This window comes from Arthrobacter silvisoli (assembly GCF_003369445.1).
GTDB lineage: Bacteria > Actinomycetota > Actinomycetes > Actinomycetales > Micrococcaceae > Arthrobacter > Arthrobacter silvisoli.
In genome coordinates this window covers 108,532-125,607 of record NZ_QRCU01000041.1, presented here as the reverse complement: position 1 = coordinate 125,607, position 17,076 = coordinate 108,532, and the positions used below count along the sequence as shown (strand labels likewise).

The window sequence follows — 17,076 nt, the reverse complement described above, 5'->3', positions numbered from 1 at the left end:
CATTCCGAACCCGGAAGCTAAGACCCACAGCGCCGATGGTACTGCACCCGGGAGGGTGTGGGAGAGTAGGACACCGCCGGACATACATTGGAGTTCAGGCCCTGACAACGAATGTCGGGGCCTGAGCCATTTAACACACAACCGACGCGCCACGACAGAGCTATCCCATGCTGTCCGCCAGCCTCAGGTGGAGGAACAGGTCCGGTGTTCCACGACACTGGGATCCAGACGGATTGCGCTTTACTGCGCTGGTGTGCGACTATTCCCGTGATCGTGATCCATAGCAGGAGGTGAGCCCCATGAACGCAGTATCAGTAACGGGTGCTCCCCTGCAGTCCACGATCGCCGCGCGACTGACGTAGTCGCTACAGGGAGCGCCAACAGGTAATCCGCGAAAGGCGACTCCCGTGAACACAACACCTTCTTCAACCCCGCACCTTGCGTGGACGAACTCCGAGCAAAGCAGCCTGGGCCAAGACAAGGCTCAACTGGACGCCACGGCGCGGGTGGCCGCGGCGGGCGAGCCGGCACTGGTCCTTGGCGGCGGCGGGTCGACCGGCAATGCCTGGCTGATCGGCATCATCGCCGGCCTGTTTGACGCCGGGCTGGACGTGACCCAAGCCGAGCTGGTCATCGGAACGTCGGCCGGATCGACTGCTGCGGCCCAGATCGCCGGCGCGACTCCGGCTGCACTCCTTGCTGCCACCCTGGCGGTGCCACCTCAGCAAGGCACCGGGCAGCAAGGGACCAAGCAGCAGCTCGCCGGTCCGGCTGGCGCCGGCCATGGACGTCCTCCGGGCAGTTCGGTGAATGACCACCTGGAGAGAACAGGCAAGATCATCGCCGCGGCCGGAGACGCCGCCGACATGAGGCGCAGAATGGGCGCCGCGGCCCTCGGCATGGCCGCGGCCTCGGACGACTCCGTACAAACGCGATGGCGGGCAACTGTCGCATCGCGGCTTCCCAGCCAGGGCTGGCCGCAGCGAATGCTGCTTATCACGGCTGTCGAGGCCAAGTCCGGGGCGCCGGTCGTTTTCGACCGGGAGAGCGGGGTGGACCTGGCGGACGCCGTTGCCGCCAGCTGTGCCAGCGGCTTTGCCTACAGGATCGGGGACAGCAGTTACATTGACGGCGGTTACCGACGCAACGAAAATGCCGATCTGGCGGCTGGATACAAGCGCGTCCTGGTACTGTCTCCGTTCGGTGGCAGGACCAGGACGCCGTTGGATTGGGGCATGCAGCTCGCACTACAGCTTGACGAGCTTCGCGCAGGCGGCAGCAAGGTCGAGACGATCCTCCCGGAGGAAGCCGCGGAGCACATGTTCGGCGCCAACGCCATGGATCTGTCTCTTCGTCCGGCCGCGGCACGGGCCGGCTACGAGCAAGGCATGGCCCTCGCCGGTCGGCTCGCCGGATTCTGGCGCTGACCCTGCTGCTCCTGCCCAGGGCAAGGGGCGCCTGGCGCGACGGGTGAATGGTTCAGGCGACGAGTGCGGCCCATGTGCGCGGACCCACCACGCCGTCGGCAGCGAGGCTGCGGGAACGCTGGAAGGCAAGAATGGCGGCCGCGGTCTTCGGCCCGAATATGCCATCCTGCGCCGTGCCGAAACCCTTGGCGCTGACGCAGTGTTGGAGCCCGAAGACTGCGTGGCCGGCGTTGCCTTCCTTGCGCGTGACCTGCAGCGCGGTCCACGTCTTTGCTCCAACGATGCCGTCGGCTGCCAGGCTCCGGGATTTTTGGAACGCGACGACCTGGGCCTCGGTACCGGAACCGAAGGTGCCGTCGACGGTCAGCGGACGGCCGTGCTGGCGGAGCAGCCGCTGCAACGCTGTCACGAAGTAGCCCTGCTGCCCGCGGCGGACCACCCGCCAGGCGGGAGTGGAGGGAGCCGGCGGGGGAGTGGAGGAGCCGCCTCCGAGCTTGCGGGCCAGCGCCGCGACCGCGGGGTCGGCGGGGCCCTTGACCAGTTCAAAGTGCATCTCGTCCTTGCGCCTGCTGTAGTCGCCTCCCCAGCGGACCACGCCGTCGCACGTCGATAGGATGGCTCGGATCGCACGGACCTGGGACGCACTGAAGGTGCCGGAGGCGCCAAGGAAGTGTTCGGGCGCGTTGACGTCGATGGCCGTGCCGCTGGCGTGGTTTGAATAGGATGTGCTCCCGCTGATCTTCCGGAAGTTGTAGCCCCAGCACTCGCCCTTCCGGAGCGTTTCGACCTCGTTGTTGAAGCGGCGTGCAACGTAGCCGAGGATTGTGTGCGGTGCCCCGGTACGCACACCCTGGGGAAAGGTCACGGCGCCGACGGTCAAGGTGCCCAGGGGAACGCTGGTCGACGCCGGCCATCCGTTCTGCGACGTTGCCGCGGCCGCGGGTCCGGCGCCCAGCAGGCTGAGCCCGCCCACGGCCGCCGCTGCGGTGCCGCCGAGGAAGAGCCTGCGGTTCAGCGCGATGCCCGGTGTATTCAGCGGTTTGCCCGGCACGGCAGCCGCCTGCCTGGCGCCAAAGTGTTCATTGCACATGTGATTCTCCTGTCTGCGGTGACCCGATGACGGGCACGGAGCCGATGGCCCCCGAAATGAGCCGGCGACGTCCTGGCGGTTTCGTTCACGGCCAGGAACACAGCCGCCAAGTGGTGCTTCGCTCTTGATTGCGAGTCTGGCAGCGGCGTTCGGGAGTGCCAATGGTGAGCACTGCCCATCCGGTCTCCCACCACCTGCCGTGCGCGGCTGGCCCCGGTAGAGTTGATGCCCATGGACAGCCTTTTCAGCCACCCCGGACCGGGTCCGTTCCGGGACGGCCAGCCCGTCGATCTGGAACCTCTCGTCTTCACCGTCGTTGTTCCGGCACCGGTGGCACACGCCTTCATGGGTTTCACCGACCATCCGCACCTGTGGTGGCCGTTGGAGGAACACAGCGTCTATGGGGCGGGCTCGCACGTGGAGTTCGAGGAGAACCTGATCCTGGAAACGGCGGAGGACGGCCGAACCAGCGTGTGGGGCACTATTGACGACTGGCAGCCGCCGCTGTCCTTCCACGCCAGCTGGTATCCGGCGAGCACTGCCTTGTGGTCCACCGAACTGCGGGTGGCTTTTCGCACGGTCGATGGCGGGACCGAAGTCCGCCTCGTCCACGAGGGCTGGGAGGGCGCGGAAGACCCGGCGGGTACCCGCGCCTCGTATGAGGAAGGCTGGCCCGGTGTCCTGGAGCGCTTCGTTCGCTTTATGGGCGGCGCCGGTGGCTAACATCCGCCGCCTGGCGCGCGTGGACTGGGAACTGCTGCGGGCGGTCCGGCTTGAGATGCTCGCGGACAGCCCCTTGGCGTACCTCGAGACGCTGTCGGCGGCCCGGCGCCAGACCGATACTCAATGGCAGGAACGGGCGGCCATGATGTCCAGCGGCTCGAACATCACACTGCTGGCCGACGGCGGCGCGGACGATCCGCGGGTCCGCGGTCTCATGCGCGTGGCGCTCAAGGAACCCCGGAAACCGGAGGAGCCGCGCCGGGCGATCCTCCTCAGCGTCTACGTTGCTCCGGCCTACCGCGGCCTGGGACTGGCCGAAGAACTGCTTGGGGAAGCCTGCAGGGTGGCCCGCAGCGAACTCGGCGCAGCTGTCCTGGAACTCGGCGTGCATGAAGATAACGAACGGGCCAAGGCGTTCTACCTCCGCCATGGCTTCGGGTTCAATGGTGAATCGCGGCCGTTCCCCCAGGACCGTTCGCGGCCGAAAGACGTCGCGAAAGCCGGCGACGCGGTCAAGCGGGAACTCACCATGGAACGCGAACTCGCTCCGGCCCAGGACCGCGACTCCGAGGGCCTTCCCCGCTAGTCCGTCACGCCGAGAGCGTCCGGGGCGTCAGCGCGGCTGCGGCGGGGTTGCAGTACTCCGTCGTACGACGAACTCGGGCTCCAGGATGGCACTCTGGGGTGCGGCATCGCCGTCGAGCTGGCGCAACAGCATGCGGACGGCGTCGGCTCCCTGCCGGCGCGGCGCCTGGTCAAAGGTGGTGAGGCCGAACACTTCGCCGAGCTCATGCCCGTCGATCCCGATCACGGAGAGGTCATGCGGCACCCGCAGGCCGAGCTCCTGGGCGGCGGTGATGACGCCGATCGCCATCTCGTCCGAAGCGGCGAAGACCGCCGTCGGACGTCCGGACGGTGCTGCGAGCAGGCGCTTGGCCACCGCGTGCGAGCCGGCAACCGTGAAGTCGGTGTGCATCAGCCATTCCGGCCGGACGGCGACGCCGGCCTCGCTCATCGCGGTTTCGAAACCCACCCGCCTGCTGACCGGCAGGGCGAAGTCGCGCTCGAATTCCGGCGAACCGCTCAGGTGGGCGATGTCCCGGTGGCCGAGGTTGATCAGGTGCTGGGTGGCGCGGCGGGCGGTTTCGACGTCGTCGATGTGCAGGGTGGCGACGCCTTGGATGGGCCCGCCCAGGCCCACCAGCGGACGCTTCACGCGCAGGAGCTGTTCCACTTCCTCCGGCGAGAGTTCAAGCGAAACAGCCACCACGCCGTCGAGCCGTTGGCGGAGGAGGAAATCGTTCAGGACGCTGTGGCGCTGTCCGGGCCCCTCGCCCGTGGTGTAGAGGGTGAGGTCGTAGCCGGCCTCGAGGAGGGCGCCGGAGGCGCCCTCCAAGACACTTGAGAAGAACCAGCGCTGCACGGTGGGCAGCATGACACCGATGTTCCGGGTCCGTCCGGAGGCAAGGCTGGCGGCGTTGTAGGACGGGACGAACCCGAGTTCGGCCGCGGCGTCGAGGACGCGCTGGCGGCTGCGTTCGGACACGTTCCCGCGCCCGCTCAGGGCGCGGGACACCGTGGCCATGGAAACGCCGGCTGATTGCGCGACATCGCGGATGCTCACGCTCACAGCTGTCTCCATCCCTAGTGGTTCTCCGTGCTCAGGCCTGCGGCTCGAGGCTGAGCCATGCGGCCTCGCCCGGGGCGAGGACCCGCCCGTCCTTGCGCTGGCTGCTTAGCAGGACGTCGAGGTCCGGCAGTTCCAGATACTCGTCGCCGAGGTTCAGCATCACCAGAATAGTGCCATTGACGAAGGCAAGTACTCCGTGACGGCACCATGACTCCGCCCAAGCCAGGGAACCGGCGCCCAGACCGAGCTCCCGGCGCAGCTCCAGCGCACGGCGGTAGATGGACAGGTGCGAGGCAGGGTCAGCGGCCTGGACGTCACGGGCGAGGACGTCCCAGTCGCGGGGCTGGGGCAGCCAGCTCATGCCCGTCGCGCTGAAGCCGTGTGCTGCTTCCCCGGCGCGCCAGGGGAGCGGCACGCGGCAGCCGTCGCGGCCCACCCGGGCGCCGCCCGTGCGGTGGAACGTCGGGTCCTGACGCCGTTCGGCCGGAATGGCCGTGTTGTCCGGAAGGCCGAGCTCCTCGCCCTGATAGAGGTAGGAGCTGCCCGGCAACGCGAGCATGAAGAGGCTCGCGGCACGCGCCCGGCGGCGGCCGAGGGCGGTGTCCGGCTGCGGCTGGTCCGGGCCGATGCCGTCGCCCAGCCCCTGCCCGGGGTCGGCCAGGCCGAGGCGGCTGGCGTGCCGGACGACGTCGTGGTTGGAGAGCACCCAGGTGGTGGGAGCGCCGACGGCGTCGAACGCCGCCAGCGACCGGCTCACCACCGAACGGAGCGGCTCTGCCGCAAACGGCGAGGCCAGGAACGGGAAGTTGAAGGCCTGGTGCTGCTGGCCCGGGGCTACCCAGGCGGCCATGCGTTCGATCGGGTCCACGTTGGCTTCGGCACAGAGGATGCGGTCGTCGCCGTACTCCGCGAGCACCTCGCGCCAGCGGCTGTAGATGTCGTGCAGGGCCGGCTGGCCGAACATGGGCGCCTCGTGGCTGGGGAAGCCGTCGGAGGAGCCGCCGTCGGCCCGTCCGCCCCAGTCCGGCAGGCCGGGGGCCTTGACGAGCGCGTGGGAGACGTCTACCCGGAAGCCTGCCACGCCGCGGTCCAGCCAGAAGCGCAGGATCCGCTCGAACTCGGCGGCAACCGCGGGGTTGTCCCAGTTGAAGTCCGGCTGGCTGGAGTCGAAGAGGTGCAGGTACCACTGGCCGGGGGTGCCGTCGGCCTCGGTGATGCGGGTCCAGGCGCTCCCGCCGAAGTGGGACTGCCAGTTGTTGGGCGGCAGTTCGCCGCCTTCGCCGCGGCCGTCGCGGAAGATGAAGCACTCCCGCTCGGGGCTTCCGGGTGCCGCGGCAAGGGCGGCCTGGAACAGCCGGTGCTCGGAGGAACAGTGGTTCGGGACGAGGTCCACGATGACGCGCAGGCCAAGGTCCCGCGCACGCGCGCTCAGGTGCTCGAAGTCCTCAAGCGTTCCGAAAAGGGGGTCCACTGCGCAGTAGTCGGCGACGTCGTAACCACCGTCGCGTTGCGGGGACGCGTAGAACGGGGAAAGCCAGACGGCGTCCGCGCCCAGTTCGGCGATGTGGTGCAGTTCGGCGGTGATGCCGGGGAGGTCGCCCACGCCGTCGCCGGACGCGTCGCGGAAGGACCGCGGGTAGATCTGGTAGATGACGGCCGAACGCCACCAGGAGTCGTCGGAGTCCGCGGCATGGACGTGCGTCAGCGGGCCGAGTGCGGGGTGCTCTGCGGCGACGCCGGATGCCGGGGATGCCGCGAATGTGGTGATAGACATGGTGCATTCTAGGCAGGATCGCGGAGATTCTGGAAACGCTTGCAAGTAAATTGCCCTTTGATTACGCGGATATCACGAACCCCCGTTTGCATGTGTGAAAGATCTGAGTAGGATTTGGAAACGTTTCCAGATGTGAGGCGGTTCACTTCCGCACATCAGCGACGACGGCCACTCGGCCCAGCGCCTCACCACAAAACATCCAGAAGGGACACCAATGATGGTGCGTTTCACTGAGCAGCCTGCCCTGAGCCGCAGGACTTTCACGATGGGAGCCGCGGCTATCGCGGCCATGATGGGCCTGAGCGCGTGCGGTGGCGGGACTCCCAGCAGCCCTGCCAGCACGGAATCGAAGAAGGACCTCGCCGCCGCCGGCGCCGCGACGATCACCATGTGGCTCGACGCCCAACGCGCGCCGGCCCTGAAAGCCGTGGCGGCGAAGTTCAAGGCCGATACCGGCATCGAGGTGAAGCTCGTCATCAAGGACTTCGCCGCTGTCCGCGACGACTTCATCACGCAGGTGCCCACCGGCAAGGGACCGGACCTGGTGGTCGGACCCCACGACTGGCTGGGCAAGTTCGTCCAGAACGGCGTGATTGCGCCGCTGGAACTCGGCGACAAGAAGTCCCAGTTCCAGGACTCCGCCATCCGCGCCATGACGTACAACGGTTCCGTCTACGGTGTCCCCTACGCCGTCGAGAACATCGGCCTGATCCGCAACACCGAGATCGTGGACAGCGCCTCCACCACCTTCGAAGAGGTCCTCGGCAAGGGCAAGGCGGCCGTGGCCGCGGGCAAGGCCAAGTACTCGTTCCTCGTAGGGCTCGATCCCAAGCAGGGCGACCCGTACCACCTGTACCCGCTGCAGACCTCCATGGGTGCGCCGGTCTTCGGCACCAACGCCGACGGCGAATACGACCCGAAGCAGCTCGCCCTGGGCGGACCCGGCGGTGCCGAGTTCGCGGCCAAGCTCAAGGAATGGGGTGACGCCGGCTCGAAGGTGCTCAACTCCAACATCACCGGCGACATCGCCAAGGAGAAGTTCCTGGCCGGCGAAAGCCCGTACTTCATCACCGGCCCGTGGAACGTGCCGGACATGAAGAAGAAGGGCATCAAGTTCGCCGTCGACCCGCTGCCCACTACCGGCAGCAAGCCCGCGCAGCCGTTCATCGGCGTCAACGGCTTCTTCGTCAGCGCCAAGAGCGCCAACGCCCTGGCAACCAACGAACTCGTGGTCAACTACCTCACCACCGAAGCCGTCCAGGACGCCATGTTCGCCACGGGCAGCCTCCCGCCGGCGCTGAAGTCCTCCTTCGACAAGGCCGCCTCCGATCCGGTGGTGAAGGCATTCGGCGAGATCGGTGCCCAGGGCGTTCCGATGCCGGCGATCCCGGAAATGTCCGCCGTGTGGGCCGACTGGGGCGCCACCGAACTGGCCCTCATCAAGGGCAAGGGTGACCCCGCGGCCGAGTGGGCCAAGATGGTCGCCAACATCAAGGGCAAGATCGGCGCCTAGTCCTACCTGAGCGCAGTCCTACCTAAGCGCTGCCCTTCCTGAACGGCACCGAATCCCGGATGCCGCCACCTCCTGGGCCGCATGCTCAGCCATCCGCCCGTCCGGCGGGGACGAACCCTGCCGGACGGGCGCGCCTTGGCGACCTCCGCCGTCGCACGCCAGACCCTCCCATTGAAGGAATCTTCCATGCCCCCTACAGCCAAGTCCGCCCTTGAGGCGATGCCCGACGGCGGCGCCCAGCAGCCAGGTGCCAGGCAGCCTGCGCCGCCGCGTCCCCGGCGGGTCCTGGCAGCCCGACGCCGTGGCCCGGACTCCTGGAAGGGGACTCTGGCCAAGATCATCCTGCTCGGCCTGGTGGACGCTGTCGCAGTGTACGTGCTGACAGCACTCTTCCTCAGCCAGTCCTGGGCGGTGTTGGCCATCGCGGCGCTGGTAACGGTCGCGATCAACTGGATCTACCTGCGCCCGGGCGGCCTGCCGGCCAAGTACCTGGCCCCCGGCGTGCTGTTCCTGCTGGTGTTCCAGGTGTTCGTGGTGGTGTTCTCCGGCTACATCGCCTTCACCAACTACGGCGACGGGCACAACGGCAGCAAGGACGACGCGATCTCGTCGATCCTGACCTCCTCGCAGAAGCGGGTGCCCGATTCGCCCGCCTACCGCACGACCGTTCTTGAAAAGGGCGGCAGCTACTACCTCCTGGTCACCAAGCCGGACGGCGAGGCACAACTCGGCACCACGGAGTCCAAGCTCGAGGACGCCACCGGGGCCGTCAAGGACTCCACCGGCAAGGCCAAGGAACTCCCGGGCTACCGGACCCTGACCTTCCAGGAAATCGTGGCGCACCAAAAGGACGTGCTGGGCCTGGTGGTGCCGCTTTCGGACGACCCGGCGGCCGGTACGCTGCGGACGCAGGACGGCAGCAACGCCTATGTCTTCCGTTCCAACATGGTCTACGACAAGGCCGCGGACACCCTCACCGACACTGATACGGGAACCGTGTACCGGGACTCGGGGCAGGGCGACTTCGTCTCGGACAACGGTGAGAAGCTCGCCACCGGGTGGAAGATCGACGTCGGCTTCAAGAACTTCGTCACCGCGTTCACCGACCCGGAACTGCGCGGGCCCCTGCTCTCGGTGACCCTGTGGACCTTCACCTTCGCGGTCGTCTCGGTGCTGCTGTGCTTTGCCCTCGGACTGTTCCTCGCCATCACCTTCAACCGCGGCGACCTCAAGGGCAAGAAGGTGTACAGGATCATCATGATCCTGCCCTACGCCTTCCCTGCCTTCCTTTCCGGACTGGTCTGGGCAGGTCTGCTCAATCCCGAATTCGGCTTCATCAACAACGCCCTGCTGGGCGGGGCGGACATCGGCTGGCTCACGGATCCTGTCCTGGCCAAAATCAGCGTGCTGGTGGTGAACCTGTGGCTGGGTTTCCCCTACATGTTCCTGGTCTGCACGGGAGCGCTGCAATCGCTGCCCGAGGACGTGGACGAAGCGGCCCGCATGGACGGTGCCAGCGCCTGGCGGATCTTCCGCTCGATCAAGCTGCCGCTGCTGCTGGTGTCCGTGGCGCCGCTGCTGATCTCCTCCTTCGCCTTCAACTTCAACAACTTCAACGTCATCTACATGCTGACCAGCGGCGGTCCCCGCTTCGAGGACACCACCCGGGACATCGGCGCCACGGACATCCTCATCACCCTCGTCTACAAGAGCGCCTTCGGCGTGGGTACGGGCCGGGACTACGGACTGGCCAGCGCCCTGGCGATTGTCATCTTCATCATCGTGGCCGCGATCTCGGCCATCAGCTTCAAGCAGACCAAGGCCCTCGAGGACGTGAACTGACATGAGCACCACACTTGCTTCCGCACCCCGCCGTACCTTCCCGCGGTGGTTCCGCGACAAGGGCTGGCGCCACCTGGTGGGCGTGGCCACAAGCGTCTTCGCCGTCTTCCCCCTGCTGTACGTGCTCTCCGCGGCCCTCAACTCCACCGGAACACTCGCCGGCTCGGCGTCCCTCTTCAGCCAGATCTCCGGCGACAACTTCGCCAAACTGTTCGGCAACGAGCAGCGGCCCTTCGGCCGCTGGTTCGTCAACACCATGGTGGTCGGCCTCATCACCTCCGCGGCATCCGTGTTCCTCGGCGCCCTGGCCGCATACGCCTTCTCCCGGATGCGCTTCACCGGCCGCCGCGCCGGCCTGCTCAGCCTGCTCCTGCTGCAGATGTTCCCGCAGCTGCTGGCCGTCGTCGCGATCTTCCTGCTGCTCAGCGGCATCGGCGAGATCATCCCGGCGCTGGGCCTCGGCAGCCAGCTCGGCCTGATCATGGTGTACCTGGGCGGTGCCCTCGGCGTTAACACCTACCTGATGTACGGCTTCTTCAACACCGTGCCGCAGTCACTGGACGAAGCAGCCAAGCTCGACGGCGCCAGCCACGCGCAGATCTTCTTCGGCATCATCCTCCGCCTGGTCACCCCAATCCTGGCCGTCGTGGGACTGCTGACGTTCATCGGCATCAGCAGCGAATTCGTGATCGCCAGCGTGGTGCTCACCGACCCCAACAACCAGACCCTCGCGGTGGGCCTGTACTCCTTCGTGGCCAACCAGCGCACCGAGGACTGGGGCGTCTTCGCCGCCGGCGCCGTGCTCGCCGCGCTCCCGGTCATGGCGTTGTTCCTCTTCCTGCAGCGCTACATCGTCTCCGGCCTGTCCGCCGGTTCGGTCAAGGGCTGAGGTCGGTCAAGCGATGAGCATGCTCGGTTTCGAAGCCCACCACGACGGTTCCCCGCTCTACCTGCCGGACGGCCCGGTGTCGCTCGGCGGCAGCACCCGGGCACGCATGCGCAGCTGGACAGGAGGTCGCGACGGCGGGCGTCCGGCCACCGTCGAACGCGTCTGGCTGCGGACGGTCGAGGACGGCGAACCGCGCTTCAGCGTGGCACGGCACCTGGAGAGCTCGGGCGGCTGGGACTGGTGGGAGGCGGAGCTCCGGGCGGTCAACCCGCTGGCCCGCTACCGCTTCCTGCTTCGGGGTGCTGACGGGCAGACCTCCTGGCTCAATGCCGCCGGCCTGCATTCACAGGATGTGCCCGACGCCCAGGATTTCCGTCTCTCCGCCGCCGGGGCCGGCCCGGACTGGGCGGCCGGGGCCGTGATGTACCAGGTCTTTCCGGACCGCTTCTCGCGATCGGATGCAGCGGACACCCGCCCCGCCCCGGACTGGGCTGTCCCCGCGGACTGGGACGCCGACGTCGTGTACCGGGGGCCCGACACCCCGCTGCAGTTCTTCGGCGGCGACCTCGACGGCGTCCGGGAACGGCTGGACCACCTGGTCCGGCTCGGCGTCGAGATCCTCTATCTCACTCCCTTCTTCCCCTCGGCGTCGAACCACCGCTACGACGCCGAAAGCTTCCGCCGAGTGGACCCGTTGCTGGGCGGCGACGAAGCCCTCATCCGCCTGGTGCAGGCCTGCCACGAGCGGGGCATCAAGGTGATCGGTGACCTCACCACGAACCACACCGGGGACACCCACGAATGGTTCCGCACGGCGCTCGCAGATCCGGGCGCCGCGGAACGTTCCTTCTACTACTTCGCCCCGGACGGCGGCTACGAAAGCTGGTGGGGCGTGCCGAGCCTTCCCAAGCTTGACTGGGCCTCGGACGGACTGCGCCGCGAATTCGTGGAAGGCCCGAAATCCGTGGTGGCCCACTGGCTCGCCGAGCCGTTCAAACTGGACGGCTGGCGGGTGGACGTGGGCAACATGACCGGCCGGCTGGGCGCCGCGGACTGGAACCGCGAAGTCGGCGCCTTGGTACGGCAGACCGCTCTGGAGACCCATCCGGACGCGTTGCTCGTGGCCGAATCCACCAACGACGCCGCCCCCGATTTCCAGGGAGACACCTACCACGGCTCCATGAGCTACGCCTCCTTCACCCGTCCGTTGTGGGCCTGGCTGACGGACGGGACCGCGGTGAACTTCTTCGGCTCACCCCTGCCCTGCCCGCCACGGATCCCGGCCTCGCAGTTCGTGGCGGAATACCGCGCCTTCGCCGCGGCCTATCCCTGGGCCGCGCGGCTGCACAGCCTCGTGGCGATCGACACCCACGACACCGCCCGCGCTGCCACCGCAATGGTTCCCGGGGGACAGGCGGTGGCCGCCGTCCTTTCCTTCACGCTGCCGGGTATGCCTACCGTGTTCGCCGGAGACGAGTTCGGCCTGGAAGGCATGAACGGCGAACACTCCCGCACGCCCATGCCCTGGGACGAACCGGAGCGCGTGGTGCAGGACCTCCGCGGCCTGTACGCCGCGCTCGGCGCGCTCCGCCGGGAGCCGGTCCTGCGCGCAGGCTCGCTGCGCTGGTTGTACGCCGACGGCGACTCCCTCGCCTTCGTCCGGGAACTGCGGGGAAGCACGGCGCTGGTGGTCGCCGCCCGGGACAAGGCCGACGTCGTCCTGCCGCCGGGGCTGCTGCCGGCCGCAGCCGGGACGGGTACCGACGCCGCGCTCGCCGTCGGGCGTATTGCCCTGGGCGCTGACGGCGACGGCGGCACCCGGCTGCGCGCGGCCGGTCCTGCAGCGGGGGTGTGGCTGCTGTCCTGAAGCTACCGAGTGTTTCCGGGCTAAGCTGGTTGGCACTGAAACACTGCGAAGACTGCCGGCTTGGCAAGTCCGCGGTGCGCGCATGTGAGGAAACACCCGTGTCACATCAGACGGCAGCAGCCGGGAATTCACAGGAAATCAACGCAGCGGCCAGCCCCAACGAGGCGCCGGCCGGCTTCATGGAGGAACTCGCCGCAGGCCTGGCCGCGGCACAGATCACCGCGGACGGCGGCACGCTGTCCACCTATTCGATCGACCAAGGCCCCGTGACCGACTGGCAGTTGCCGCTGGCCGTGGTCTGGGCCGAATCCGTGGAGGACGTGCAGCACATCGCGCGCACATGTACGAAGTACCGCGTGCCGATCGTTCCGCGGGGTGCCGGGACTGGCATTTCGGGCGGCGCGCACGCCGTCAAGGGCTGCATCGTGCTCAGCTTGGAACGGATGAACCGCATCCTTGAGCTGAACCCGGAAGACGAGACGGCCGTTGTCGAACCGGGCGTCATCAACGCCGACTTGAACGCCGCCGCTGCGGAGCATGGCCTGATGTACGCGCCGGACCCGGCGAGCTACCGGATCTCCACGATCGGCGGCAACGTGGCCACCAACGCGGGCGGGCTGCGCTGCGCCAAGTACGGCGTGACCCGCGATTCGGTACTGGCCCTCGACGTCGTGCTGGCCGACGGTTCCCTCCTGCACACCGGGCACCAGACCTTCAAAGGCGTCGCCGGGTACGACCTGACTGCGCTGCTGGTCGGCTCGGAGGGCACTTTGGCGATTGTGGTGGGCGTGACCGTGCGCCTGCGGTACTTGCCCCGCGAGATCCAGACGATCGCTGCCTTCTACCCGGACTTCCGCGGCGCGGCCGCCGGAGTGTTGGCGGTCGGCAAGGCGCGCGTGCAGCCGGCCATCATGGAGCTCCTGGACTTTGGCAGCCTGGAGCAGCTCGACGAGCTGAACGGCACGCAACTGTTGGCCCGGGGCAGGTCCCTGCTGCTGGTCCAGACCGACGGCTTCGGCGCGGCCGCGGAAGCGGATGTCGTCCGGGAGGTGCTTGCGGCCGGGGGAGCTGTGGTGACCACCGAAGCCAGCGAGGAGGCCGAACGCCTCGTGGACATGCGGCGCAGCAGCCGCGGCACCGAGGTGGACGACGAATTCCGGGTGGGCGAGGACATCGCGGTGCCGAGGTCGAAGCTGGTGGATTTCGTCGCCGCGCTGGAGGACATGGCCGCCCGGCACGACGTGCGCCTGAAGGTGGTGGCGCACGCCGGCGACGGGAACCTGCATCCCACGTTCTGGGCGGACCGCGTGGACGAACTGACCGACGCCGGCACCGTCCACCGGCTCAACGCTGCCCTGGATGAGTCGATCGAGGTGGGCCTGCGCCTGGGCGGCACAATCACCGGTGAGCATGGCGTGGGCCAGTACAAGCTGCGCTGGCTCGGCCTGGAGCTGCCGGAGCCCGTCCGTGCGTTGCAGCGGCAGATCAAGGAGATTTTCGACCCTGCCGGCATCATGAACCCGGGCAAGGCGATCTAAGCCACTTGGTATCCCAATACGCCTAAAGGGGTGCTGTGACCACGCTCTGGACGCCCATTTACACCATCCCTATCGCCCTCTAATCTTATTTGGTATACCAAACTCGGACGAGGGGGAACCATGGGCACCAAACGGCAGGGCAAGGCAGCCGGGGCCAAAGGAGCCGCGGGGTGGTCCGTGGTGGCCGTCCTGGCGGCCCTGCTGATGGTATCCGTGAACTTGAGGCCGGCCATCACCACCCTGGCCGGTGCCATGGGCAAGCTCGAAGACGGATTCGGCGTGGACAGGCACCTGCTTCCGGCCTTGGGAGCCCTCCCCGTGCTCGCGTTCGGGATCTCCGCACCGCTTGGCCCGTGGCTGGCCAAGCGGCTCGGAAGCGGATGGGCCGTGGCGGTGGCGCTGCTGGTGCTCGCCGCCGCGCTGGTGGCGCGTGCACTGGTTCCTGGATTCATCTTTCCCGGCACGTTCTTCGCGGGCTCGGCAATCATGGCGGCCAGTGTGCTGCTGCCGCAGATCGTCAAGGAATACCACGGCAGTGGTTGGTGGACCGGGTTGTGCACCATGGGCTTCGGGCTTGGTGCCGCGCTCGGTGCCGGCCTGGTCCAGCCCCTGCAGGCGGCACTGGGCGGCAGCCTCGCCGGTGCGCTCGCGGTCTGGGCGGTGCCGGCCGTGATCGGCGCCCTGATGGTGGGATCGGCGGTCCGGCAAGGCCCGGTCCGGCAAGGCCCGGTCCGCCAAGGCCCGGTCCGGGCGGTGGCGGCCGCTACGTCATCCGGTGGCCCGGCGGCGGCCGACGCGCCGGGCGAACCAGCCCGCCGATCCCTGCGCACCCAGCGCACCGCCTGGGCCGTGGCGGCGTTCTTCGGCCTGCAAGCTTTGCTGTACTTCGCCGTCACGTCCTGGCTTGCCGTGTTCCTCGAGTCCAAAGGCCTGGGCCCGGCGGAGGCCGCCGCGCTTCTGGCCTGGTTCAGCATCGCCGGCCTGCCTGCAGGGCTCCTTGTTCCGGTGCTTGCCGGCAGGCCCGCGGTGCTCAGGATCATGGCGCCGGGCCTCGGTGTCCTGATCGCCGCCGCCTTGCTGGGAGTCCTCGTAGCCCCCGCCGGCCTGCAGTTTCCCCTGATCGGCATCCTGGGCTTCGTCCAGAGCGCCCCGTTCGGCCTGGGCATGGCGCTGATCGTCATCCGGTCCTCCGGTCCGCGCACCGCCGGCCGGCTGTCCGCCATGAGCCAGGGCCTGGGTTTCGCAGTGGCCTCCCTGGGGCCGCTGGCGGCAGGACTCCTGCACGAATGGAGCGGGGCCTGGACGCCAAGCTTCGTCATGCTCGCGGCCGTGGCGCTGCTGGTCGCTGCGGCCGGCTTCTTCGCCGTCAACGGGCCGGTGGTCGACGCCGGTGAGGCCGTCGAGCACGAAAAGGAACCGGCCGCCGTCGGGCGTTAAGAACACAGCGCGAACTGGCAGCAGATGACCCATAAACCGGGACTTAAGGGCAGCTGCTGCCAGTTCGCGCCTAACGCGGAGCGGGGCTAGACGAGCTCCAGCTGCTCCGCCACCACCTGGCCGCGGTGCAGGACCGTGCGGTCCGTGCCGCGGTCCATGACGGCGGAGGCGACCGTCTCGCCGTCGACCAGCAGCAGTTCCGCGGGGTCTCCGACGTCGACGCCGGGGCGGTGGGCAGTGCCCTTCAGCCGGGTGGCGTTCGGGTCCAGGATGCTGGCGCCGCCGATGCTGGCGATCGCGAGGCAGTGCTCGATCAGTTCGTCCTTGCGGAAGCCGTGGGTGAAGGCGAGCTGCCAGGTGCGGTCCAGCATGTCCGTGTTGCCGTAGGGGGACCAGTAGTCGCGCTGGCCGTCCTGGCCAAGGCCCAGCCGGACGCCAGCTTCGGAGAGCAGCGGGATGGGCAACTGGCCTGCCACGCCGGCCGATCCCGGGGCGACGGAGGCCAGGGACACGTCGAGTTCGGCGAACTCGTCGATGAGGCGGCGGGTGGTGGCCTCGTTGACGCTGCCCAGTTGGTAGGCATGGGACATGGTGACCTTGCCCTGCATGCCGAGTGCACGGGTGCGTTCCAGGATGAGGTCGGTGCTGAAGACGCCAAGCTCGCCGGGTTCATGCAGGTGGATGTCCACCATGACCTGGTACTTCTCGGCCAGGCCGAACACGATGTCCAGGTGCTTCACGGGATCGCGGTCCAGGGTGCAGGGGTCGATGCCGCCCATCACGGTGGCACCGGCCTTCAGGGCCTCTTCGAGCAGTTCCGGGGTGCCCTCTTCGCGGAGGAGGCCGGCCTGCGGGAAGGCGATGATTTCGACGTCGGCCTGGTCCTTGAAGTGCTCCTTGGCGGCGAGGACGGCTTCGAAGCGTTCCAGCCTGCAGTCCACGTCCACCTGGGCGTAGGAGCGGACACGGGTGGTGCCGCGGGCGATCATGCGGCCCAGGGTGTCCTGCACCCGCTCGTTCAGCGGTACTTCGGCCTTGCGCCAGTTCAGGCGGTCGTTCATCATCATGGCCCAGACGCCGGGGGCGCCGGTGTGCTCGCGGAAGGGCAGGCCGATCCGGGTGGAGTCCAGGTGCACGTGCACATCGGAGAACGAAGGGACCAGCAGGCGGCCGCGACCCTCGACGACGGTGGCGTCGCCGGCCGGGCGGGCCGGGTCGTGCGGCTCGACGGCGGTGATCTTGCCGCCTGTGCTGTCCGAAACGATGCTCACGTCGCTCAAGGCCTGTCCCCAGGGCCGGGCGGCACGGATCAGGGTTTTCACAGTGATGCTCCTTTGTTGATGGGT

At 68.2% G+C, this 17,076-nt stretch carries 13 protein-coding genes and 1 rRNA gene; 10 read left to right on the top strand and 4 right to left on the bottom strand.

Translation table 11 applies throughout. The annotated features are described in order from the left end of the window. Positions 1-82 (top strand): 5S ribosomal RNA (gene rrf / locus DWV11_RS20665); the annotation flags it as partial. A gap of 325 nt (positions 83-407) precedes the next feature. After that, complete coding sequence (locus tag DWV11_RS12595; RefSeq protein ID WP_425452060.1) at positions 408-1,427, top strand: patatin-like phospholipase family protein; 1,020 nt, start codon at positions 408-410, stop codon at positions 1,425-1,427. A gap of 52 nt (positions 1,428-1,479) precedes the next feature. Here the strand turns inward: DWV11_RS12595 and DWV11_RS12590 are convergent, their stop codons facing one another. Further along, a complete protein-coding gene (locus tag DWV11_RS12590; protein ID WP_115789265.1) occupies positions 1,480-2,517 on the bottom strand; it encodes a peptidoglycan-binding protein in 1,038 nt (345 codons plus the stop codon). A gap of 231 nt (positions 2,518-2,748) precedes the next feature. On the opposite strand from DWV11_RS12590, the gene DWV11_RS12585 reads away from it, so the two are divergent. Both DWV11_RS12585 and DWV11_RS12580 read left to right on the top strand, forming a co-directional pair. Continuing rightward, positions 2,749-3,240, top strand: a complete 492-nt coding sequence (locus DWV11_RS12585) for an SRPBCC domain-containing protein (protein WP_115789264.1) — start codon at positions 2,749-2,751, stop codon at positions 3,238-3,240. After that, positions 3,233-3,826, top strand: coding sequence for a GNAT family N-acetyltransferase (locus DWV11_RS12580; protein WP_245953604.1), 594 nt, complete (start codon positions 3,233-3,235; stop codon positions 3,824-3,826). The genes DWV11_RS12585 and DWV11_RS12580 overlap by 8 nt, the downstream gene beginning before the upstream one ends. A 27-nt stretch (positions 3,827-3,853) precedes the next feature. Here the strand turns inward: DWV11_RS12580 and DWV11_RS12575 are convergent, their stop codons facing one another. Together DWV11_RS12575 and DWV11_RS12570 are read right to left on the bottom strand one after the other, a co-directional pair. Beyond that, a complete protein-coding gene (locus tag DWV11_RS12575) occupies positions 3,854-4,870 on the bottom strand; it encodes a LacI family DNA-binding transcriptional regulator (RefSeq protein WP_281269620.1) in 1,017 nt (338 codons plus the stop codon). Positions 4,871-4,901: 31 nt separating this feature from the next. Then, positions 4,902-6,644 carry a glycoside hydrolase family 13 protein gene (locus DWV11_RS12570; RefSeq protein ID WP_115789262.1) on the bottom strand — a complete coding sequence of 581 codons (1,743 nt, stop codon included), beginning with the start codon at positions 6,642-6,644 and terminating at the stop codon, positions 4,902-4,904. A 214-nt stretch (positions 6,645-6,858) separates the two neighbouring features. On the opposite strand from DWV11_RS12570, the gene DWV11_RS12565 reads away from it, so the two are divergent. The 6 genes from DWV11_RS12565 to DWV11_RS12540 all read left to right on the top strand — a co-directional run bounded on the left by DWV11_RS12565 (position 6,859) and on the right by DWV11_RS12540 (position 15,730). Then, positions 6,859-8,157: a sugar ABC transporter substrate-binding protein gene (locus tag DWV11_RS12565; RefSeq protein WP_115789261.1), complete on the top strand. Its 1,299-nt coding sequence runs from the start codon at positions 6,859-6,861 to the stop codon at positions 8,155-8,157. A gap of 219 nt (positions 8,158-8,376) precedes the next feature. Further along, positions 8,377-9,999, top strand: coding sequence for an ABC transporter permease subunit (locus DWV11_RS12560; protein ID WP_168404691.1), 1,623 nt, complete (start codon positions 8,377-8,379; stop codon positions 9,997-9,999). Position 10,000: 1 nt separating this feature from the next. Then, positions 10,001-10,888, top strand: a complete 888-nt coding sequence (locus tag DWV11_RS12555; protein WP_115789259.1) for a sugar ABC transporter permease — start codon at positions 10,001-10,003, stop codon at positions 10,886-10,888. Between the two features lie 13 nt (positions 10,889-10,901). After that, complete coding sequence (locus tag DWV11_RS12550; RefSeq protein ID WP_245953602.1) at positions 10,902-12,755, top strand: glycoside hydrolase family 13 protein; 1,854 nt, start codon at positions 10,902-10,904, stop codon at positions 12,753-12,755. A 179-nt stretch (positions 12,756-12,934) separates the two neighbouring features. Next, positions 12,935-14,293, top strand: a complete 1,359-nt coding sequence (locus DWV11_RS12545; protein ID WP_115789273.1) for an FAD-binding oxidoreductase — start codon at positions 12,935-12,937, stop codon at positions 14,291-14,293. Between the two features lie 120 nt (positions 14,294-14,413). Continuing rightward, positions 14,414-15,730, top strand: coding sequence for an MFS transporter (locus DWV11_RS12540; protein ID WP_245953600.1), 1,317 nt, complete (start codon positions 14,414-14,416; stop codon positions 15,728-15,730). Between the two features lie 86 nt (positions 15,731-15,816). Here DWV11_RS12540 and DWV11_RS12535 read toward each other — a convergent pair whose 3' ends face one another. After that, a complete protein-coding gene (locus DWV11_RS12535) occupies positions 15,817-17,052 on the bottom strand; it encodes an amidohydrolase family protein (protein WP_115789258.1) in 1,236 nt (411 codons plus the stop codon). Positions 17,053-17,076 lie beyond the last annotated feature (24 nt).

What these genes read in the sequence shown, in the direction of transcription:
- DWV11_RS12590 (WP_115789265.1), bottom strand. Translation starts at nt 2,517, where the DNA reads ATGTGCAATGAACACTTTGGCGCCAGGCAGGCGGCTGCCGTGCCGGGC.
- DWV11_RS12585 (WP_115789264.1), top strand. Translation starts at nt 2,749, where the DNA reads ATGGACAGCCTTTTCAGCCACCCCGGACCGGGTCCGTTCCGGGACGGC.
- DWV11_RS12570 (WP_115789262.1), bottom strand. Translation starts at nt 6,644, where the DNA reads ATGTCTATCACCACATTCGCGGCATCCCCGGCATCCGGCGTCGCCGCA.
- DWV11_RS12565 (WP_115789261.1), top strand. Translation starts at nt 6,859, where the DNA reads ATGATGGTGCGTTTCACTGAGCAGCCTGCCCTGAGCCGCAGGACTTTC.
- DWV11_RS12560 (WP_168404691.1), top strand. Translation starts at nt 8,377, where the DNA reads ATGCCCGACGGCGGCGCCCAGCAGCCAGGTGCCAGGCAGCCTGCGCCG.
- DWV11_RS12555 (WP_115789259.1), top strand. Translation starts at nt 10,001, where the DNA reads ATGAGCACCACACTTGCTTCCGCACCCCGCCGTACCTTCCCGCGGTGG.
- DWV11_RS12550 (WP_245953602.1), top strand. Translation starts at nt 10,902, where the DNA reads ATGAGCATGCTCGGTTTCGAAGCCCACCACGACGGTTCCCCGCTCTAC.
- DWV11_RS12545 (WP_115789273.1), top strand. Translation starts at nt 12,935, where the DNA reads ATGGAGGAACTCGCCGCAGGCCTGGCCGCGGCACAGATCACCGCGGAC.
- DWV11_RS12540 (WP_245953600.1), top strand. Translation starts at nt 14,414, where the DNA reads ATGGGCACCAAACGGCAGGGCAAGGCAGCCGGGGCCAAAGGAGCCGCG.